Origin of the sequence: Haloferula rosea (assembly GCF_016595525.1) — a bacterium.
GTDB classification, from domain to species: Bacteria; Verrucomicrobiota; Verrucomicrobiia; order Verrucomicrobiales; family Akkermansiaceae; genus Haloferula; species Haloferula rosea.
The window spans coordinates 43850-62854 of the sequence record NZ_JAENII010000018.1 but is presented as its reverse complement, the minus strand read 5'-3'; the positions used below and the strand labels follow the sequence as shown (position 1 = coordinate 62854).

Here is a 19005-nt window from a genome sequence, read left to right as displayed (position 1 = left end):
TCCTTCTAATCGGGTTTCCCCGTCCCCCCCACAAGCAAGGGATTCTTGCCATCATAACACCCGCGTCTCAGCGAGTGGAGGCATCATACGAGTCCTAGAAATCGACCAAATAGCCTGAAAGCCTGAGGTTTCCCGCGGCCCGCGGTCTCTGAAGATCGCATCTGTCAGCGATTCAACTAGAATTGCAGTAGGTCGAGCGATGGGACGGAGCGCAGGATCATGAGGCACTTGAACCGCTGAGAGGGAACGAAGTGAGATTGTGGTTCTGCGGTCAGAATTGCCCGCACTCCTGACCCATCACGGGTGGAGGAAAACAAGACCCCCCCTGTGGGGTCCGATTGAACATTCACCAAGCTCCCCGAGAATCAGGCACGAGGTTTCGAAAACAGGCGCGCGCGCACCTCTGGCCGCGACTTACTCTTCGTCGTCGCCCGCGCCGGGCTTCAAGCCGTAGAGGACCGACATCCGCACCGCGATTCCGTTCTCAACCTGCTGGTTGATCAAACTACGTTCATAGTCGAGCGCCTCGTCGCAGAGTTCCACCCCCCGATTGACCGGCCCGGGATGCATCAACCAGATGCCTTCGTCGTTGAGTCGCTTCAAGCGCTCGGTGGTCACGCCATACACCCGATGGTACTCACGCAGGCTCGGGAAATACTGCACATCCTGGCGTTCCATCTGGACGCGGAGGAGATAGACGACATCCGGCTTCCAGGCCATCGCTTCATCGTAGTCGGTGAAACGGCGAACTCCGTCCGGACAGCACCGCGGCACCAGCGAACCCGGCCCGAGGTAGGCGACGTCCACACCCAGCTTGCGCAGCACCGTGGCCGTCGATCGGGCGACCCGGCTATGGAGGATATCACCGACGATCAGAACCTTCCTTCCGGCTGGTTCGGGAATCACCTCCTTCAGTGTGAAGGCATCCAGCAAGCCCTGGGTTGGGTGGGCGTGGGAGCCGTCGCCGGCATTGATCACACAGGCCTTCGTCTGACGCGCCAGCATGGCGGGCAGTCCGCTGCGCCCGTGACGGACCACGATGTAGTCGGTCCGCATCGCCTGCAGGGTTTCCACGGTTTCCCGCACCGATTCCCCCTTCACCACCGAAGAGTGGGGCACGTCGAAATTGGTCACGTCGGCCGACAGGCGCTTGGCCGCCACCTCGAAGGATGAGTGGGTGCGCGTTGAGGGCTCGTAGAAGAGCATCAGCACCGACTTGCCCTTCAGCGCCGGCACCTTCTTCACCGATCGGGTAAAGAGTTCCTTGAAAGGAATCGCCTGATCGAGAATGAGATCGATTTCCTCGCGACTCAGCGAGGCCAGTTCAAGCAGGTCTTTACGCGCCATGGAGTTGGGGAAATGAGTAGAGGGTTCCGAAGACAAGGACAAGCACCGCGATGATGGTCATGAATCCCGCGTGGTGCCGGGAGAGCGGCCGTTTCCACGCCAGCCATCCCGCACTGAGCAAAAAGGCCGCCGCCGCTCCACACAGGACGCCATAGAGGCTCATGCCGAAGCTCTCGCGCTGCACCGCCACCATCAGCCATTCGAAGGGCACATCGGTGACCGGCATGTTCCCTGCCACCGCCCCCAGCAGGCCGGCAAGCAGGATCAACGATCCCACTCCATACAAGGCCACGAGGGTCATCGGATGGGCGGCCTTGGGCAGCAAGTCCGCGGCGGCGGGTGTGATCTGGGCGGCTTTTCGAATCCGGTTGAGTTCCTCGTCCGAGTGCCGTTTCACGGGAATCACCGCGCTGTCATTCCGGGCGATCTGCGCTTTCGGCTGATCCACGGTGAGCCCGGCAGACTTCCGCAGACTCCTGACCGGCCTCGCGGCACCCACCCGAACGACTTCCTCGCCCGAATCGTCGACGAGGGTCTCCACTGCTTCGGCCTCGCTGGAGGCTTCGCCGGAAACCTCTTCCTTACCGGTGGCCGTCGGCTCCGGCACGGTGTCGGCTTCATCCGTCCGTGACGGTTCGGGCAAGTCGGCGACCGGCTCGACCGGTGTCTCAGCGGGCCGGTCCTCCGGAGGCTGGGAATCCGCGCCATCGACCGGAATGCCCAAAGACTGCCGGAGAGCCGCAAGCTCTTCCGGGGTTTTGCGGCGTTCCGGAAGCGGACTCACGAGGCCTCCTTGATCTCGACTTGATCCTTCCCATCCGTCGCCTCGAGCGAGACATACACGTGGTCGTGCCGGGCGGTTTCCAAAGCGATCCCGACGTAGTCCGGCTGCAAGGGCATCTCCCGATGTCCGCGGTCGATGAGCACCGCCAGTTCGACCTTCCCGGGTCGGCCGTAGTCGGAAATGGCATCCAAGGCCGCACGAATCGTTCTGCCCGTGAAAAGCACGTCGTCGACGAGAATCAAATGGGCACCGTCGACCTCGAAAGGAATGTCGCTCTCCTGCAACTTCGGATTCTCATGCAAGTGCGCGAAGTCATCGCGGTAGAGGGAGATGTCCAGGGTGCCGAGGACAAGCTCACGGTCATCCTCGGACAATCGGCGGCACACCCGCTCCGCCACTTCATCACCACGGCTGCGGATTCCAACCAAGGCGATGGGCTTGCCGTCCGTGCGCTCACGGATCTTGGCGGCGAGTTGATCCAGACCTTCCTCAATCTGTTCGGCGTCGAGTATCCGGCTCATGATTCTTCGAAGTGCATGATTCCGATGTCCCGGCGGCGCTGCGCTCCGTCAAAACTGATCTTGTCGGCAGCGGCATGCGCGGCGGTCACCGCAGCTTCGCGATCCGACCCTCCTGCCACGGCGGCCAACACGCGCCCCCCCGCCGTTTCCCAGTGCCCGTCATCCGTGCGCTTCGTGCCGGCATGATAGACCAGGTCCACATGCTCAAGGCCCTCGATGCGATCGCCACTGCTCGAGCTCTCCGGGTATCCGGCGGAAGCCAACACCACACAGACGCTCCAGCCGTCATCAAACTCGATCAGGGAGGAATCAAGCTCCCCTTGAGCTCCCTTCAGGCAGTAACTGGCAAGATCGCCCTTCACCAGCGGCATCACCGCCTGGCATTCGGGATCGCCGAAACGGCAGTTGTACTCGATCACCTTCGGACCGTCCGGAGTCAGCATCAGGCCGAAGTAGAGGAAGCCCCGGTAAGGGAGCCCCTCGGACTGCAGGCCAGCCACGGTCGGAGCCACGACTTCGCGTTCGATCCGTTCCAACAGATCCGCAGGAATCAACCGGCGACTCGCCACCGCACCCATACCACCGGTATTCGGTCCCGCGTCCCCTTCCCCGATCCGCTTGTAATCACGGGCCGGCGTGAAGATCTCGAATCGATCATCGACGACAGCGGCAAAGATCGAAACCTCAGGTCCTGTTAGGAACTCTTCGACAAGCACGCGGCCCTCACCGAAGCGCTTCTGCACGAAAACCTCATCGAGGAAGGCCTCGCCCTCGGCGGCCTCCATGCAGACCGCCACGCCCTTGCCCGCGGCAAGTCCGTCGAATTTCAACACCACCGGGTAATTCCCAGCGATGGCCTGCTGGCACTCTTCCAGGGTCGCACACGCCTTCGCTCCTCCCGTCGGGATCGAATGACGACCGAGGAACTCTTTCGCAAACTCCTTCGAGGCCTCGAGCTGGGCCGACTGCTTGTGCGGTCCCCAGCAAGGAATCCCGGCTGCCTCACAAGCGTTGGCCAGGCCTTCATTCTTGACCAGGTAGCTCTCCTCACCGGCGACACAGAGGTCGATGTCGTTGGCTGTCATCCAAGCGATCAGTGAATCCAGATCCTTCGCTTCCACGGGCTTCGCCAACTCGAAAATTGCATCGCTTCCCGGGAAGCAAAACAGCTCGGTTTCTGATGGCGACTCCGCGAAGGCCCGCACCAAGGCGTGCTCGCGGCCGCCCTTGCCAACAACAAGAATTCTCATGCGCGCCCGTTCTCGTGCAAGCAGCCGGGCTTTGCAAGCCCCGGACGGATGCGCCTGCCCCCGCCCTGGGTCATCGGCCTTAATCCCGCGCCGTTCCGGTGTAGATGGTGGCGACCCCGAAGGTCACCGGATCGACCCCGACCTCGCCAAAACCGCAATCCTCCATCAAGCCCGCCATTTCCTGACCCATGGGAAACTCCTCGATCGAGCCACCGAGGTATTCGTAGGCATCCGCCTCCCGCGTCAGCCAGCCGGCCAGCTTGGGAAGAATGCGGTGGAGATACCATTGATACGGCTTCCGCAGCGGAGGATCCGGGAGCGAGAAATCCAGCACCAGCAGGTGACCACCCGGGCGCAGCACCCGCCGCATTTCCCTGAGGGCGCCACCGTAGTTGACCATGTTCCGCAGGCCGAAGGCGACCGTGACCACGTCGAAGCTCCCGTCCTCGAACGGCAGATCCATGGCATCCGCCACCAGCGTCTCCGCCAGTCCGCGCTCGGCCGCATGCTCCAGCATCTCGGCACAGAAATCACTGCCCACGATCTCAGCACGTGGGCAGACGTCCTGAATCTCCAGAGCCAGATCGCCGGTTCCCGTCGCCACATCGAGCACCCGGGCGGGCTTCCAGCGTCGCACGATGCGAGCGACCTTCCGTCGCCACAGAATGTCCGTGCCCATGCTGAGCACGTGATTGGTCGTCACGTATCGGTCGGCAATGCGTGCAAATGCATCCCTGACGTAACCCGGATCCTGAATCGTTCCCTCACCCATGACTCAAGGAAGGATGTCGCCGTAAATCCCAGGGTCGCTGCCGGGAATCTCGATCGCCCCGCAGGCCTTCTCGTAGAATTCCTTCGGGCCAACCCCACCAATGACCGCATAGGCAAAGCCTTCGTCGCGCAATGACTCCAGGCAGCGCATCAGCAGCGCCTTGCCGAGCCCCAGCCCGCGCGCCGATTCCAGCACCCCCGTCGGGCCGAAGAAGCCGCGCATCGTCGTGTCGTAACAGGCAAAACCCAGCACCTCGGAATCCCGCGTCGCGATCCAACAAGCAACAGGCTGGCGGCTCACGGCAACGCCCACCTCGCTCGCCCATTTCGGAGAAAAGTGCTCCTCAGCGAACTGCTCCACCGTGTGCTTCTCGAACGCACGCGCCCGCCGAAGCACCACCCGCTCACCCGCCACCCGGCCATACAACTCCGCAGAGTCAGGCAGGTCGTAGAGTCGCACCAGCATGTCGATCATGCCGTTTCCCTAGACCATCCCCGCCCAGCTCCCAACGAGAAACCTCACCGACGTGACAGAACATCACGCCAATTTGACGCAGCTGGGACATTTTGATTCAGGTAGCTGCTATGATTGGGTTGCCCGTAAATCCACCTATCTCTCTGGCTTTCTGTCACTTGCGACAACCACCTCCCTTCTGGCATCCGCGCTGCATAGGAAGGGCCATCACCAAATCAAACCATCATGATTCTACCAAATTACCTTAGAAACAGCAGCCCATGGCTGAGCGAATTCAGCCGCTTCTTCGAATCCGGTCTTCGTCACGTGGCATCCACGCCTCCCGGTCTCCGGGTCTTCGATGACGAGTCCGGTTGGACCCTCGAGCTCGACTACCCAGGCGTCTCCAAAGACGAGCTGGGGCTGAAAGTCGAAAACAAGGTGCTCCTCCTCGAAGACAAACGGGAAGACGCCGGTCATCCGGACTACCGCCTGCCCTTGGGCGACAAAGTCGATCAGGAGCAGATCAAGGCCACCCTCGAGAACGGCGTCCTCACCGTCCGCCTGCCTCGACTCGAAGCCGCACTGAAATCCATCGAAATCCAATAATCTCAACCAATCATCACATGAACGATTCCACACAAACGACCTGCAAGGAGAGCTCCTGCAATGAGACTCTCACCGACCGCAAGAATGAGGTCCTCAGCCAGCCAACCGACACCAAGGCGGAAGTCTGCAACGAGGAAACCCTGACCACCGCCCAGCCCGCTTGGCATGCCGAGCGCACGGACGATGGGGTGGATCTCGAAGTCACCCTCCCGGGGGTGCTTCGTGAGAACCTCGATCTCCAGGTGGAGGGTCGCGAACTGCGACTCAGCGCCCGCCGCGAAAACGCGGGCTCCTCGCGACGACTGATCCTCGGCCAACCGGCCCCGGATACCTACGCCCTCAAGCTACGGCTTGGCGAGTCGCTCGACGGAGAGCAACTCTCCGCCGCCCTCAAGGACGGCATTCTCAAAGTGAGCGTTCCGCTGGCATCGGAGGCGAGGCCGCGAACGATCTCTATCGACTGAGCTTCTATCAGTTTCATGGAATGGGTAGGTCCGCATCGGGTGGTTCCGGTGCGGGCCGTTTCTTTTCACCCGGTTCCCGGCACGATTGCAGATTGAACCCTCGCCCATTCCGGTTCATTCTTCCCCCATGCAGGTGATCACGGATCAGATCCGGAACTTTCTTCAGTACGTTGCGGTGCAATTCATCGAGCACCCGGATCGCGCGCAGTTGAAGGTCGCCGAGGTCGCCCCCAACCGCTTGCGCTTCAAGATCGTGCTCGAGCGCTCCGATGTCGCCCTGATGATCGGCCGCGCCGGATTCAGCGCATCAGCCATCCGTGGCGTGGTCAAGGCAGCCTCCGAAAGGGCCAACGTACAGGTTTCCATCCAGATCCACTCACACGAGGAAGAGGAAGAGATGCTCGCCCGCGAGTCGAATCCCAGCGAGTAAGCCAAGCTCCTCCTTCCATGCACCCCGGCCAGCATCTGCTCCTCGGCATCGAGGGCCCCGAACTCACCGCCGCCGAGCGCGCACGTTTTCACAAGCTCAAGCCCGCTGGCTACATCCTCTTCTCGCGGAACATCGAGTCGCCCGAGCAAACGCGGGCACTCACCGACGAGCTTCGCGAGTTCGACACGCTCGATCCCATCATCGCGATCGACCAGGAAGGCGGACGCGTCACACGAACCAAGGAGATCGCTCCCGCGCTTCCCTCCGCCGTCGAACTCGCCGCCCACGGCAAATTTCCGGCCATGGCCGATGCCGGTCACCTGACCGCGGAGTCCCTGCGTCTGTTGGGCTTCAACATGAACTTCGGCCCCGTGCTGGATCTCGACCATCACCCCGGCGCCCAGAACGCTCTCCGTGACCGCTGTTGGGGACGCGACTCCCAGCGCGTGATCGACTGCGCCGGCATGTGGAACCGCTGGATGCGGAAAGCGTCGATGCGATCCTGCGGCAAACATTTTCCGGCCGGCGGCCGCGCGCTGTCGGACCCGCACCACGACCTCCCCGGATCCGATGCGACGCTCGACGAACTGCTCGCCGAAGACGTGATTCCCTACACCGCGTTGATGCCGGAACTCGACGCCATCATGCTCGCGCATGTCCGCTTCCCGAACATCGATCCCGAATCCCCCGCCTCGCTTTCAAGGCGCATCGTTCAGGGGTTCCTGCGCGACCAACTCGGGTTCGACAAACACATCGTTCTCACCGACGACCTCGACATGGGCGCGATCGCCGATCGCTACCCCGACAGCACCGACGTGCCCGCCGCCCTGCAGGCGGGAAACGACCTCGCCATGATCTGTCATCGCACCGACCGTGCGGAAGAAGCAGCGGCCAGGATTGCCGAGGTGCCTTCCATGTTCCTCGATGATTCCTCCCGCCGCCTCGAACGATTCCGCAAGAAGGCACTGCGTGGTCGGCTCGGCTGGGACAAGACGAAGTGGGTCAAGACCTGCGACAAGATGAGGGAGCTTCGCGAAAGCGTGCCCACCCTTACAGGCGAATCCAATTCGCCCGTGGCGGACTACTGAGACTCAGACGGCTCCGCGCGATCACGCAGCAACTCAGCGGCGGCCGCGAAAGCCTCGTGGCCGGTCGACCCCTTGCCGAGCACCGGAGCGAACTCGCGGGGCAATTGACGCGCATGCCGATCCATCGCTTCACGCATCTCCGGGTTGCGCGCCAGATTGTTCCACTCGTTTGGATCCTTGCGATGATCGTAGAACTCCTCCGAACCATCCGCGTAGCGGATGTAACGGAAGTTCTCGGATCGCAGCGCGACATTCTCCGGCCCGAAGCTGGTCCTCGCCAGATGGGGCCACTCCGCGTCCGGATCCTTCAAAAGCGGGCGCAGGGAATGACCTTCATGCACCGGATCGCTCTCGAGACCTGCCAGATCCAACAAGGTCGGATAGAGGTCGATCAGCCCGACCGGCTTCGGGGAAACCCCACCGGCCTGCATTCCCGGAGCCACGATCACCACCGGAACCCGGGTGCCGTCCTCCCACAGCGACCGCTTGGCCCACCGCTGCTTCTCGCCGAGGTGGAACCCATGGTCGGAGAACAGGACCACGATCGTGTTGTCGCGCGCCCCGCTCTCGTCCAGCGCGTCGATCACGCGTCCGACACAGTCGTCGACGAATCGGACCGATGCCAGATACGACTGCACCGCATGGGCCCACTCTCCGCTTTCCTCGATCCATGACTGCTCCGGTGCCACATGCTTCTTCCGCGTGAGGTCGATGGCGTAGGCTGATAGATCATCCAGATCCTCCGCCTTCACTTCCGGCAGGCGGATCTCCTCCAGCGGATGCATGTCGAACCAACGCTTGGGAACAAACATCGGCACGTGAGGCCGATAGAAGCCGACCGCGAGGAAGAACGGCTTATTTTCCGGCAAGGCCGCCAACTTCTTCTCCGCCCAACCGGCGATCTTCGAGTCGGGCATCATCTCGTCCTTTTCCGGGAACGCGCCCCAGTCCCAAAGCGGGTGGCCGTGAGGCTGGCTGATCTTCTTCTTCGGCATCGGGCCGAAGCCACCGAAAGATCCCGCCCACTCCGGGAAATACTGCTTCGCCTCGACACTGTGGAACAACTTCCCCGCCGCCGCGACCTCGTAACCCTCCTTCGCAAACCGCTCCGGCATGGTCAGCACATCCTTCAACTCCGGCACCATGTTCAGCGACGGCGAGAGGAAGTAGATCCCGGAGGTTTCCGGATAGAGCGAGGTCATCAGACTCGCCCTCGACGGGTTGCACACCGCCGCCTGGCAGTGGGCGTTGGAAAACAAGACTCCCCGCTCCGCCAAGCGATCGAGATGAGGCGTCTTCGCCTGCGGGTGCCCACCAAGGCAACCGACCCAGTCGTTCAGATCGTCGATCGCGATCAGGAGCACGTTCGGGCGCTCCTTGGCCAGCCCCGGAGCCAGGAAGCCGGCCGACACCATGGCGGCACCGAGGAAGCATTTGAGGAAGGCATGCATCGTGCCTAATCCTTCACGGGTTCCAACACGACAGGCTCATCGCTCCACGTGGTCACCGTCTCGCGTTCCTTCACCGGATACCACGCTTCCAGTTTCTTCACCAACCGAGCGACCTCATCCGGACGTTCCGCGGCGAGGTTCTTGTTCTCATGCGGGTCGGCAACGAGGTCGTAGAGCTGCGGCCGGAAGTCCGTCGGAGGGTATTTGATCTGCCCCTGACGCCCGTCATAGGTGAGCAGCAGCTTCAAATGGTCATCAATTACCCAGCGATACATCAACGATGCCTCGGGTTTCATGATGTCGGCGATGTCATGCGCAAAGGACTCGCCATAAATGGTCTTTCTCTCCAAGGGCGCTTCTCCCTTCAAGGTCGGGAGCAAATTCAGCCCGGGAAAATCATGCGGAGCCTTGGCGCCGGTTGCCGCCACGATGGTCGGGGCGATATCCAGACTTGTGCACAGTTCCTTCCGCTCCCCCGGTTCAATCACACCGGGCCAGCGGAACATGATCGGCGTGCGCGTGCCGCCCTCGTTCGGACTGCGCTTGGAACGAATCGCATAGCTGCCGTTGTTCGGCATCTGAATCCATCCATTGTCCGTTACGTAAATCACCAGCGTGTCCTTGCTGACCCCCTTCTCGTCGAGTCCATCCAGCAGCTCGCCACAGGTTTCATCGAACCAATCGCACATCGCGTAGTAGCGCGCGACGGTCATCGGCAGCCCTTCACGACGGTACTTCGAAAACAGCCGTTCGGGCGGATTGTGGGGAGTATGCGGCAGGAACGGCGCATACCACAGGAAGAAGGGCTTCTCCTCCTTCACCGCCAGGTCGATGAAGTCAAAGACCGGCTTCATTCCCTTCCGCCCGATGTCCAAACCATCGTCTCCATGGCGGCCGCCCTTCTGCGGATAACCACGCGTCATGCCGTGGGTGAAACCACCCCGCTTGAAGTTGCCTTCCCACCACTTGCCCGATTGGAAACTCAGATAACCCTCATCCGCCAGCCACATCGGCAGCGCACCATGCCGGTCGATGTTCGAGATCAGCAACTCCTTCGCCGTTTTCCCCGCTTCCTCCACATGCTTCGCATTCGCTGCGGTCTTCGCGGGGTCGTTTCCGGTGATCAAGGTCTGATGGGAATAGAGCCCGGTGGCGATCGAGGTCAGCGCAGGACGACAGAGCGCCGTCGGCACGTAGCCACGGCTGAACACCGCACTCTCCTTCGCCAGCTGGTCAAGGTGAGGCGTCTTGATCTCCGGGTGCCCCATGAAACCGTAATCGGTCCATGACTGGTCGTCCGAAAGGATGATCACCACATTCGGCTGCTTGGCCTCAACAAGGCTACTCGAGAGGCCGACCGCGGCCACGCCCATAAGAATCCATTCTTTCATGTCCGGCCTTTACGCAGCGGCATTTGCGCAACCTTACAGAATCCTCCCTCATCAGCGACATTTTCGTGGCATCGCCGGGATCCTCGACCAAGACGCACAAAAGCCAGCCCCGGAGGACTGGCTTTTGGCTCAACTGAGTTGAAAAAAGTGGTGCGCACGAGAGGAATCGAACCTCCACGTCCGTGAGGACACATGAACCTGAATCATGCGCGTCTACCAATTCCGCCACGTGCGCTGTGACCGGTGAAACGCCGGGCGGCGAAAGCATCACGCCCGAGCAATTTTGGCAACACGAATTGTTCAAAAATCGATCATCCCCGCACGAACCCCGGGCGGACCCGCCTCAAACCCCGCCTTTCCCCGACCCCTCCATACCCACCACGGCAGGAAAAGCGCCGCCATCCTCCGGATTGCCTCCCTTTGCGCTTGGCAATCGACCACCAGCAGGCCGCAATCCCCGCCTTACAGCATGCCCGAGCCAGTCAACATCATCTGCATGAAGTGGGGCACCCGGTATCCGGCCCACTACGTGAACGTCCTCTATCGGTCGATTGAGCGGAATCTCTCCCGCCCCTTCCGCTTCATCTGCGTGACTGACGACACCACGGATCTCATCGAAGAAGTCGAGACCGCCGCCTTCCCGGAGAACCCCGGCATCACCCAGTCGAAGTGGCCGAATGTCTTCATGAAGCTCGTCATGACCCGGGACGGATACCTCAACCTGTCCGGCCCGACCCTGTTCCTCGACCTGGACCTCGTCATTCTCAATTCGATCGACTGCTTCTTCGACTACAAGCCCGGCAAGAACTGCATCATCCACAACTGGTGGGAGAAGCGGAAACAGATCTTCCGCAAACGGCCCGAGATCGGCAACTCGTCCATCTTCCGCTTCGAGGCAGGCAAGTCCCAGTACATCTACGACACCTTCATGAAGGAGATCGAGCGCGCCCAGGACCGTTCGATCTTCGTCACCGAGCAGCACTTCCTCACCTACGCCATGAAAGAGCGCTACTGGTGGCCCGAGGAATGGGTGCGCAGCTTCAAGTTCAACGTGCGCCCCCCCTTCCCGCTCAATCTCGTCATGAGCCCACCGCAACCGAAGGGCGCCAAGTTCCTCGTCTTCCACGGCCAACCGGATCCGCACGACGCCGTCAATGGATTCGAAGGCAAGAAGATTCACCACCGCGTCAAGCCGGTGCCATGGGTCGCCGACCACTGGAAGCTCTAGCAACCCCCATCGCTCCACCTCCTTCATGCAACTCTGGATCTGCCCAGTCCTCGCCTTCCTGCTTGGCTCGATTCCCTTTGGCCTCTTCATTGCCAGGCTCAAGGGCATCGACATCCGCGCCCATGGATCGGGCAACATCGGCGCCACCAACGTCCTGCGCGTCGTCGGCAAACAGTACGGCATCACCTGTCTCTTCCTCGATCTCCTGAAGGGATACATTCCCATCGTCATCGCGATCAACCTGATCCAGATCGACGGCAAGGCGATCGTGCCCCACCTCGGGTTCCTCGACGGACTCGCCATGCACCTGCCGGTGGAAAAGCAATTCACCGGTCAACTCGTCCACGTCATCACCGCGCTCTGCGCCGTGCTAGGGCACAACTACTCGCCGTGGGTCGGCTTCAAGGGAGGCAAGGGTATCGCCACCTCGGGCGGAGTCCTGCTCGGACTGATGCCGGCCGCCGTCGTCCTCCTCATCCTCGTCTGGATCATCCTCTTCGTGACCACCCGCTACGTCTCGATCGCTTCGATCGGTGCCGCCGCCGCCCTGCCCGTGCTGACCCACATCGGAGCTCGTTTTCACAAGAACGCCGACGGGATTTCACTGTGGGAAGCTGGAACCTGGAACAAGCCCTTGTTCTTCTTTTCACTCACCATCGGTCTGCTTGCGATCTGGAAACACCGCACCAACATCCAGCGCCTTCGTGAAGGCACGGAGCATCGCTTCAGCCGCAACAATACCAAGGAATCCTCATGATCCAACGCGCTGCCATTCTTGGAACCGGATCGTTCGGAACCGCCCTGGCCCACCTCATCGGCCAGTCGCTACAGGAAGTCGTCATGGTCGGCCGTGACCCGGAGGTCGCCGAGGGCATTACCCGCGACCATCGGAACCCGCGCTACATGACGAAATCGAGCCTGCCTGCCTCGGTCCGGGCTACGACTAGGCTCGAGGAAGCCGCCTCCGGTTTCCCCCTCATCCTCTTCTGTGTCCCCACCTCCGCCACGCGGGAAACCGCAACGCAGCTCGCAAATGCCGGACTCGATCCACAGACCGCCCTGCTTTCCTGTGCCAAGGGAATCGAACGTGGCACCGGCGAGCGCATGAGCACCATCATCGAAGCCTGCTGCCCGGGGCACCCGGTAGCGGTGCTGTCGGGCCCCAATCACGCCGAAGAGATCGCCACCGACCTCGCCACCTGCGCCGTCATCGGCTGCTGTGACGAGGCATTGGCCCGCGACCTCCAGACCCTCTTCACCTCGCCGAATTTCCGCAGCTACACCAGCGACGACCTCGCCGGCATCGAGCTCGGCGGGGCGATCAAGAACGTCTACGCCATCGCCGCCGGCATCACCTCCGGGCTCGGACTCGGCGACAACGCCATCGCCGCCCTCGTCACGCGCGCCCTCGCCGAAATGACGAGGCTCGGCGTGCAACTCGGTGGCCGGATCGAAACCTTCAGCGGGCTCTCCGGCGTCGGTGACCTGATCGCCACCTGCTTCTCGGTCCATTCACGCAACCACCGCGTCGGTCTCGCCCTCGGTGAAGGCCGGTCGCTGAAGGAAGCCGTCGACCAACTCGGCATGGTCGCGGAAGGCGTGCCGAACACCCAATCGATCTACGAGGCCGCGCGTCGGGTCGGCGCCCGCACTCCCATCATCGATGCCGTCTATGCCGTGCTCTACGAGCACAAGCCCGCCGGCCATGCCCTGAAAGAATTGCTCACCCGCGATCCACGCCCAGAAACCGACTGACATGTCCGATACCCTTGAAGCCCCTGCGGAACCAAAACAGGGCATCATCCGCCGACTCTACGCCTGGACCATCTCATGGGCGGACCGCCCCGGAGGCACTTGGGCCCTCTTCCTGATCGCCTTCGCGGAATCCTCCTTCTTTCCGATCCCACCCGACGTCCTCCTGCTCGCCCTCGTTTTTGGGGCCCGGGACAAGTGGGCAAAGTATGCCCTCGTTTGTACGGCAGGCTCCGTACTCGGGGGGATCCTCGGATGGCTGATCGGCTGGGGGCTGGCCGAGTCGGTCGCCAAGCCACTCCTGGGACTCTTCGACCCCGATGGACATACCCAGGAACAGATCCAGACCTGGTATGCCGAATACGGCTTTTGGGGCATCCTGATCGCCGCCATCACCCCCATCCCCTACAAGGTGTTCACCGTGGCCTCCGGACTCTTCCACTACAACCTTCCGCTCCTCATCGGTGCTTCCATCATCGGCCGCGGTTTCCGCTTCTTCGTCGTCGCCGGCATCATCCGGGTCTTCGGTCCGAAGATCCGCCCCTACATCGAGAAGCACCTCGAGTGGTGGTTCCTCGCCTTCGGAGTCCTGCTGATCGGCGGCTTGTTCGCGATCAAGTTCTTCGGGCACTGACCCCCGCCTCCCTGCACGCGCCGATTCGAAGCCCCGAAACCCGGTTCCATGGCCTCCTTCGTCATCTCCCTCGCCGCCCTGCAGTCCAATTCGGGCATCCTGCGGCACATCCGTGAAGAGGCCGATTGCCGCATCGTCCTCGCCCTGAAGGGCTTTTCATGCTGGAAGGCCTTTCCCTCGATTCGGGACGACCTCGACGGCTGCTGTGCCTCCGGACTCTGGGAAGCCCGGCTCTCACACGAACACTTCGGCAAGCACACCCTGACCTACTCCCCGGCCTATCAGGAGGATGAAATCAGGGCGCTGCTGGAATTCACCCACCACCTGGATTTCAATTCACTGACCCAGTGGCAGCAATTCGAGCCACTCGTCCGCAGTCATCCGCGCTACCTCGCGGGTGAGATCCAGTGCGGCCTGCGGATCAACCCCGAGCACTCCACCGGAGACACCCCGCTCTACGACCCGTGCACCCCGGGATCCCGGCTCGGCATCACCATCGACCAACTCGCCGGGCAGGACCTGACCGGTCTCAGCGGGCTTCATTTCCACACCCTCTGCGAACAGGGCGCCGATGACCTCGAGTCGACCCTCGATGCGGTCGATCGACGTTTCGGTGACCTACTACGCTCCTCGCAGTTCCAGTACCTCAATCTCGGCGGTGGTCATTGGATCACCAAGCCCGACTACGACCGCAGGCTTCTCGTCGACCTGATCCGTCGGACCCGCGAACGCTATCAGCTCGAGGTCTGGCTGGAACCCGGAGAAGCCGTCGCCATCCACACCGGTGTGCTTCGGGCGACCGTCATCGACGTCTTCGAAAGCATGGGGCATCGGCATGCCATCCTCGACGTCTCCGCCACCGCGCACATGCCCGACGTCCTCGAGATGCCCTACCGCCCGGATGTCTTTCTCGCCGAGCCCGGCACCCACCCGCCATCGGACTCGCCCCGTCCCGCCGTGACAATTGATGGCGAAAGCTACCACCCGACCACTGACCCGGCTCAGGCAAACGCTGCCCCCTCCGGGAACGATCGGATCTACCGGCTCGCCGGTCCAACCTGCCTCGCCGGCGACGTCATCGGCGACTACGGTTTCCATCGGCCCCTGGTGGCCGGGGACACCCTCGTCTTCGACGACATGGCGCACTACACGATGGTGAAGACCTCCACCTTCAACGGCGTCCCCCATCCCGACATCGTGCTGCAGCATCCGGATGGACGATTGGAAACCATCCGCCGGTTCGACTACTCCGACTTCAGGGACCGATTGGCATAAACTCATCCCGGCCATTCATGATCCCCGAGCTCCCCATCTTCAGCGACCTCTTCTGGCTCTTCTTCGGATTCGCCACGAGCATCCTCATGCTCAGTATCGCAGTGGCTTTCCGAAACCTCCGCACGGCTGCTTCGAGGGGCCTGCTGTTGGCGGCCATCATGGATCTTCCCTGCGCCACCTTCACCACCTGCTTTTGGAACGTCTGGCCCTACGGGTTCCTTGGTGACGGCGGGTTTTCAACCACCGACACCACCGATCTCGAAAGTGCTTTCGAGACCATCGAACCCGTCTTCAGTAATCTCTCGACTCTTCTGTTCCTGATCTGGATGGTTTGCCTCTTGTTCGTGGCGCTCCGGTGGCGACAGGAACACAAACGTCTCCACGAACTTCAGCACATCCTCGAGCAAAAGATCCACAGTGTGCCTCCATCCAACGAGGCCCCCTGAAATCCCTCACTTTTGTCTCTTCACCATCCAACATTTCCGAACTCCCTTCCGACCCATGGCACCGACCTCACCTGAACGCCCTTGGACCCCAGAACGCTCCGCCGAACTCTACGGCACCAAGGACTGGGGACACGGATTCTTCGACGTCAACGACGACGGCCACGCCACCGTGCGACTGCAGGATGGCGACGGCTTCCAGGACGTCTCCCTCCACAACATCATCGAGGGTTTGCAGGACCGTGGCACCGCCCTCCCTGTTCTCCTCCGTTTCCGGGACATCCTTCAATCCCGGATCGCCGAACTCAATGAGTCGTTCCAGTCCGCCATCAAGAAGACGAAATACCGCGGCAACTACCGCGGCGTCTATCCCATCAAGGTGAACCAGCAACGGCAGGTCATCGAGGAGATCACCGAGTTCGGGAAGAAGTTTCACTACGGTCTTGAGGCCGGATCGAAGCCGGAATTGATCGCCGCCCTGTCGCACATGCACGACACCGAGGCCTACCTGATCTGCAACGGTTACAAGGACGAGGAGTTCATCGACCTCGCCCTCCACGCCCAGAAGATGGGCCTGAAGGTGATGCTCGTCCTCGAGATGCCCACCGAGCTCGATCTCGTCCTCCAGCGTTCCCAACATCTCGGCGTGCTGCCGAATCTGGGAGTGCGCGTGCGCCTTTCCACCAAGGGCGCCGGACACTGGGAAGAGAGCGCGGGCGACCAATCGGTCTTCGGCCTGTCCGCCGCCCAGGTCATCGCCGTCGTCGACCGCCTCCGCGAGAGCGGACACCTCGGCTGCCTCAAGATGCTCCACTACCACCAGGGAAGCCAGATCCCCAACATCGCCTCCATCCGCGAGGGTGCGACCGAGGTCGCGCGGATGTATTGCGACCTGGTGAAGGAAGGTGCACCCATGGGAGTGCTCGACATCGGAGGAGGTATGGCCGTCGACTACGATGGCTCCCACACCAACTTCGAGTCCTCCTGCAACTACTCCGTGCCGGAGTACTGCGCCGATGTCATCGAAACGATCATGCAGATCTGCGACAAGAACGGGGTGAGCCATCCCGATCTCATCTCCGAGTCGGGGCGGGCCATCGTTGCCTACTACTCCGTCCTTGTCTTCAACATTCTCGACGTCTCAACCGTTCAGACCACCGAGGAAGCTCCCCCGGTCCCCGACGAAGCCCCACAGAACCTCGTCAACCTCATCCAGGTCGGCAAGGATCTGGCACCGCACAACCTGCAGGAGTGCTTCAACGACGCCACCTACTACCGCGATCAGGTCCGCGCCCAGTTCTTCTACGGGAACGCCACCCTGCGGGAGCGCGCACTCGCCGAATCGTGGTTCTGGCACCTCGTCACGCGCATCTCGAAGATGCTTCAGAAGCTCGACCACATCCCGGAGGACCTCAGGGAATTGTCGGACAGCCTCTACGACTTCTACTACGGCAACTTCAGTTTGTTCCAGTCGCTGCCCGACTCCTGGGCCATCAAGCAGCTGTTCCCGGTCATGCCGCTGCACCGTCTGGAGGAACGGCCCCGGCATCGTGCCGTGCTCGCCGACATCACCTGCGACTGCGACGGAAAGATCGACCGCTTCATTGATCGTGAGGACGTCCGCAAGGTCCTTCCCCTGCACGAACTGCGCCCGGATGAACCCTATCAGATCGGGGTCTTCCTCGTCGGCGCGTATCAGGAGACCCTCGGCGACCTTCACAACCTGCTCGGGGACACCAACGTCGTCGGCGTTCACCTCGAGAACGGCAAACCAGTCTACTCCCACGAGGTGGAGGGCGATACGGTGGCCGACGTACTTTCCTACGTCGAATACGACCCGAAGGAACTCGTCACTCGCTTCCGGGAGTTTGCCGAGCGTGCGGTCAGCCAGGGCCGCATCAGCCCCAAGGAAAGGCGCCACGTCATGGACCTGTTCCGCGCGGGCTTGAATGGCTACACCTACTTCGAGGACTGATTCCCCCGCATCAAGCGCCGCAGCACGCCAGCGCGTTGGCTGCGGCATACTGCTTGGCGTGACTCAGGCTGATCTTCACATCCGTGATGCCGTTCGCTTCCGCGAAGGCCTTCCCCGCACCGGAGAGCAAGAGCTTGGGAGCACCCAGGGCGTCGCGGGTGATTTCCATGTCGGTCCAGTTGAGGTCCTTTCCCACGCCGGTCCCAAAAGCCTTGGAAACCGCCTCCTTGGCGGCGAAACGGGCGGCATAGTGAGGCCTTGGGTCACGCTGGGAGTCGCAGTAGGCCCGCTCTGTCTCGGTGAAAACCTTCTCCGCGAAACGCTCGTCGTAACGGTCCAGAAGCAGACCGATTCGCTCGATCTCGACCACGTCCACCCCGATGCCGAAAATTGTCATCCCTGGTAAGCGGCCATGGCCTCCTTCATCTCACGCACAGCCGCGGTCATCCCGACTTGCACCGCGCGCGAAACGATCGTGTGCCCGATGTTCAGTTCGGACAGATGGGGCACCATGAACAACTGCGACAGATTCCGGTAGTTGATCCCGTGCCCGGCATTCACCTGCAGGTCCATGCCCGCCGCCACCCGGGCCGCCTCGACCAGACGGTCGACCTCGACCGCCACATCCTCGTTCTCCGCATTGGCGAAACAACCGGTGTGCAGTTCGATCATCTCGGCACCGCATTCCGCGGCGGCCTCGATCTGCGGCAGATCCGGATCGATGAACAACGACACCTTGATGCCGGCATCCTGCAGCCTCTTCGTGCAGGCGTTCACCTCCTCGAGACGGCTCAGAACGTCCAGCCCCCCCTCGGTCGTGACTTCCTCGCGGGTCTCGGGAACCAGGCAGGCGAACTCCGGTTTGAGACGAAGCGCCATCGCAATCATCTCCTCGGTCACCCCCATCTCGAAATTCAGCGGCAGCGATGATCCCGACCGCACTTCGAAGGCATCGCGCTCCTGCATGTGACGTCGGTCGCCACGCACGTGGATCGTGATCGAATCCGCGCCGCCAGCCTGCGCATCAAGCGCCGCCTGCAGGGGCGAGGGCTCCGCATTCGGCGAATCCGGCAGAAGCGCGTAGCGCGCCTGCCGGAGCGTGGCCACGTGGTCGATATTGACTCCCAGAAGCATTGCC

At 61.9% G+C, this 19005-nt stretch carries 21 protein-coding genes and 1 tRNA gene; 11 read left to right on the top strand and 11 right to left on the bottom strand.

Annotated elements, in window-relative coordinates; translation table 11 throughout:
• Window positions 1-414 precede the first annotated feature (414 nt).
• The 6 genes from JIN81_RS17560 to JIN81_RS17535 all read right to left on the bottom strand — a co-directional run bounded on the left by JIN81_RS17560 (window position 415) and on the right by JIN81_RS17535 (window position 5148).
• Entirely contained in the window at window positions 415-1347 is a 933-nt protein-coding gene (locus tag JIN81_RS17560; protein ID WP_200283039.1) for an aspartate carbamoyltransferase catalytic subunit, read from the bottom strand.
• Window positions 1337-2131, bottom strand: coding sequence for a hypothetical protein (locus JIN81_RS17555; RefSeq protein ID WP_200283036.1), 795 nt, complete (start codon window positions 2129-2131; stop codon window positions 1337-1339). The genes JIN81_RS17560 and JIN81_RS17555 overlap by 11 nt, the downstream gene beginning before the upstream one ends.
• Window positions 2128-2652, bottom strand: a complete 525-nt coding sequence (gene pyrR, locus JIN81_RS17550; protein WP_200283033.1) for a bifunctional pyr operon transcriptional regulator/uracil phosphoribosyltransferase PyrR — start codon at window positions 2650-2652, stop codon at window positions 2128-2130. Before pyrR ends, JIN81_RS17555 begins: the two co-directional genes overlap by 4 nt.
• Window positions 2649-3902, bottom strand: coding sequence for a phosphoribosylamine--glycine ligase (purD, locus tag JIN81_RS17545; RefSeq protein WP_200283030.1), 1254 nt, complete (start codon window positions 3900-3902; stop codon window positions 2649-2651). The genes pyrR and purD overlap by 4 nt, the downstream gene beginning before the upstream one ends.
• Before the next feature lie 79 nt (window positions 3903-3981).
• The gene (locus tag JIN81_RS17540; protein WP_200283027.1) at window positions 3982-4674 is read right to left on the bottom strand and encodes a ubiquinone/menaquinone biosynthesis methyltransferase; all 693 of its coding nucleotides are present in this window, start codon (window positions 4672-4674) and stop codon (window positions 3982-3984) included.
• Between the two features lie 3 nt (window positions 4675-4677).
• Complete coding sequence (locus JIN81_RS17535; RefSeq protein ID WP_200283024.1) at window positions 4678-5148, bottom strand: GNAT family N-acetyltransferase; 471 nt, start codon at window positions 5146-5148, stop codon at window positions 4678-4680.
• Window positions 5149-5373: 225 nt separating this feature from the next.
• Between JIN81_RS17535 and JIN81_RS17530 the strand changes: the two genes are divergently transcribed.
• From JIN81_RS17530 to nagZ, 4 genes are all read left to right on the top strand, one after another.
• Window positions 5374-5736: an Hsp20/alpha crystallin family protein gene (locus JIN81_RS17530; protein ID WP_200283021.1), complete on the top strand. Its 363-nt coding sequence runs from the start codon at window positions 5374-5376 to the stop codon at window positions 5734-5736.
• Between the two features lie 17 nt (window positions 5737-5753).
• Window positions 5754-6200: an Hsp20/alpha crystallin family protein gene (locus JIN81_RS17525; RefSeq protein WP_200283018.1), complete on the top strand. Its 447-nt coding sequence runs from the start codon at window positions 5754-5756 to the stop codon at window positions 6198-6200.
• A 127-nt stretch (window positions 6201-6327) separates the two neighbouring features.
• Complete coding sequence (locus tag JIN81_RS17520) at window positions 6328-6630, top strand: KH domain-containing protein (RefSeq protein ID WP_200283015.1); 303 nt, start codon at window positions 6328-6330, stop codon at window positions 6628-6630.
• A 17-nt stretch (window positions 6631-6647) separates the two neighbouring features.
• The gene (gene nagZ, locus JIN81_RS17515) at window positions 6648-7718 is read left to right on the top strand and encodes a beta-N-acetylhexosaminidase (protein WP_200283012.1); all 1071 of its coding nucleotides are present in this window, start codon (window positions 6648-6650) and stop codon (window positions 7716-7718) included.
• Here the strand turns inward: nagZ and JIN81_RS17510 are convergent.
• The 3 genes from JIN81_RS17510 to JIN81_RS17500 form a co-directional block, all read right to left on the bottom strand.
• Window positions 7712-9169 carry a sulfatase gene (locus tag JIN81_RS17510; protein WP_200283010.1) on the bottom strand — a complete coding sequence of 486 codons (1458 nt, stop codon included), beginning with the start codon at window positions 9167-9169 and terminating at the stop codon, window positions 7712-7714. The genes nagZ and JIN81_RS17510 overlap by 7 nt on opposite strands.
• Before the next feature lie 5 nt (window positions 9170-9174).
• Complete coding sequence (locus JIN81_RS17505; RefSeq protein ID WP_200283009.1) at window positions 9175-10560, bottom strand: sulfatase family protein; 1386 nt, start codon at window positions 10558-10560, stop codon at window positions 9175-9177.
• A 148-nt stretch (window positions 10561-10708) separates the two neighbouring features.
• A tRNA-Leu gene (locus JIN81_RS17500) sits at window positions 10709-10795 on the bottom strand.
• Window positions 10796-11056: 261 nt separating this feature from the next.
• Here JIN81_RS17500 and JIN81_RS17495 point away from each other — a divergent pair.
• The 7 genes from JIN81_RS17495 to speA are packed head-to-tail and all read left to right on the top strand — an operon-like array spanning window position 11057 to window position 17867.
• The gene (locus JIN81_RS17495) at window positions 11057-11788 is read left to right on the top strand and encodes a hypothetical protein (RefSeq protein ID WP_234045261.1); all 732 of its coding nucleotides are present in this window, start codon (window positions 11057-11059) and stop codon (window positions 11786-11788) included.
• A gap of 25 nt (window positions 11789-11813) precedes the next feature.
• A complete protein-coding gene (plsY, locus tag JIN81_RS17490; protein WP_200283005.1) occupies window positions 11814-12545 on the top strand; it encodes a glycerol-3-phosphate 1-O-acyltransferase PlsY in 732 nt (243 codons plus the stop codon).
• Window positions 12542-13543 carry an NAD(P)H-dependent glycerol-3-phosphate dehydrogenase gene (locus tag JIN81_RS17485; RefSeq protein WP_200283003.1) on the top strand — a complete coding sequence of 334 codons (1002 nt, stop codon included), beginning with the start codon at window positions 12542-12544 and terminating at the stop codon, window positions 13541-13543. The genes plsY and JIN81_RS17485 overlap by 4 nt, the downstream gene beginning before the upstream one ends.
• Before the next feature lies 1 nt (window position 13544).
• Window positions 13545-14174, top strand: a complete 630-nt coding sequence (locus JIN81_RS17480) for a YqaA family protein (RefSeq protein WP_200283001.1) — start codon at window positions 13545-13547, stop codon at window positions 14172-14174.
• Between the two features lie 48 nt (window positions 14175-14222).
• Window positions 14223-15449 (top strand): carboxynorspermidine decarboxylase, encoded by a 1227-nt coding sequence (nspC, locus tag JIN81_RS17475; protein ID WP_200282999.1) that lies wholly within the window; start codon window positions 14223-14225, stop codon window positions 15447-15449.
• Window positions 15450-15466: 17 nt separating this feature from the next.
• Window positions 15467-15895, top strand: coding sequence for a hypothetical protein (locus JIN81_RS17470; protein WP_200282996.1), 429 nt, complete (start codon window positions 15467-15469; stop codon window positions 15893-15895).
• 55 nt (window positions 15896-15950) lie between these two features.
• Complete coding sequence (speA, locus tag JIN81_RS17465; protein WP_200282993.1) at window positions 15951-17867, top strand: biosynthetic arginine decarboxylase; 1917 nt, start codon at window positions 15951-15953, stop codon at window positions 17865-17867.
• A gap of 10 nt (window positions 17868-17877) precedes the next feature.
• Here speA and acpS read toward each other — a convergent pair whose 3' ends face one another.
• Entirely contained in the window at window positions 17878-18264 is a 387-nt protein-coding gene (gene acpS, locus JIN81_RS17460; protein ID WP_200282990.1) for a holo-ACP synthase, read from the bottom strand.
• Window positions 18261-19001 (bottom strand): pyridoxine 5'-phosphate synthase, encoded by a 741-nt coding sequence (locus tag JIN81_RS17455; RefSeq protein WP_200282986.1) that lies wholly within the window; start codon window positions 18999-19001, stop codon window positions 18261-18263. The genes acpS and JIN81_RS17455 overlap by 4 nt, the downstream gene beginning before the upstream one ends.
• Window positions 19002-19005: the final 4 nt, after the last annotated feature.

Coding starts and splice junctions, on each gene's coding strand:
- JIN81_RS17525 (WP_200283018.1), top strand. CDS start 5,754: ATGAACGATTCCACACAAACGACCTGCAAGGAGAGCTCCTGCAATGAG.
- JIN81_RS17480 (WP_200283001.1), top strand. CDS start 13,545: ATGTCCGATACCCTTGAAGCCCCTGCGGAACCAAAACAGGGCATCATC.
- JIN81_RS17540 (WP_200283027.1), bottom strand. CDS start 4,674: ATGGGTGAGGGAACGATTCAGGATCCGGGTTACGTCAGGGATGCATTT.
- JIN81_RS17455 (WP_200282986.1), bottom strand. CDS start 19,001: ATGCTTCTGGGAGTCAATATCGACCACGTGGCCACGCTCCGGCAGGCG.
- JIN81_RS17505 (WP_200283009.1), bottom strand. CDS start 10,560: ATGAAAGAATGGATTCTTATGGGCGTGGCCGCGGTCGGCCTCTCGAGT.
- JIN81_RS17530 (WP_200283021.1), top strand. CDS start 5,374: ATGATTCTACCAAATTACCTTAGAAACAGCAGCCCATGGCTGAGCGAA.
- speA (WP_200282993.1), top strand. CDS start 15,951: ATGGCACCGACCTCACCTGAACGCCCTTGGACCCCAGAACGCTCCGCC.
- JIN81_RS17560 (WP_200283039.1), bottom strand. CDS start 1,347: ATGGCGCGTAAAGACCTGCTTGAACTGGCCTCGCTGAGTCGCGAGGAA.
- JIN81_RS17535 (WP_200283024.1), bottom strand. CDS start 5,148: ATGATCGACATGCTGGTGCGACTCTACGACCTGCCTGACTCTGCGGAG.
- JIN81_RS17495 (WP_234045261.1), top strand. CDS start 11,057: ATGAAGTGGGGCACCCGGTATCCGGCCCACTACGTGAACGTCCTCTAT.
- nagZ (WP_200283012.1), top strand. CDS start 6,648: ATGCACCCCGGCCAGCATCTGCTCCTCGGCATCGAGGGCCCCGAACTC.
- JIN81_RS17520 (WP_200283015.1), top strand. CDS start 6,328: ATGCAGGTGATCACGGATCAGATCCGGAACTTTCTTCAGTACGTTGCG.
- purD (WP_200283030.1), bottom strand. CDS start 3,902: ATGAGAATTCTTGTTGTTGGCAAGGGCGGCCGCGAGCACGCCTTGGTG.
- JIN81_RS17485 (WP_200283003.1), top strand. CDS start 12,542: ATGATCCAACGCGCTGCCATTCTTGGAACCGGATCGTTCGGAACCGCC.
- JIN81_RS17510 (WP_200283010.1), bottom strand. CDS start 9,169: ATGCATGCCTTCCTCAAATGCTTCCTCGGTGCCGCCATGGTGTCGGCC.
- nspC (WP_200282999.1), top strand. CDS start 14,223: ATGGCCTCCTTCGTCATCTCCCTCGCCGCCCTGCAGTCCAATTCGGGC.
- acpS (WP_200282990.1), bottom strand. CDS start 18,264: ATGACAATTTTCGGCATCGGGGTGGACGTGGTCGAGATCGAGCGAATC.
- JIN81_RS17470 (WP_200282996.1), top strand. CDS start 15,467: ATGATCCCCGAGCTCCCCATCTTCAGCGACCTCTTCTGGCTCTTCTTC.
- pyrR (WP_200283033.1), bottom strand. CDS start 2,652: ATGAGCCGGATACTCGACGCCGAACAGATTGAGGAAGGTCTGGATCAA.
- plsY (WP_200283005.1), top strand. CDS start 11,814: ATGCAACTCTGGATCTGCCCAGTCCTCGCCTTCCTGCTTGGCTCGATT.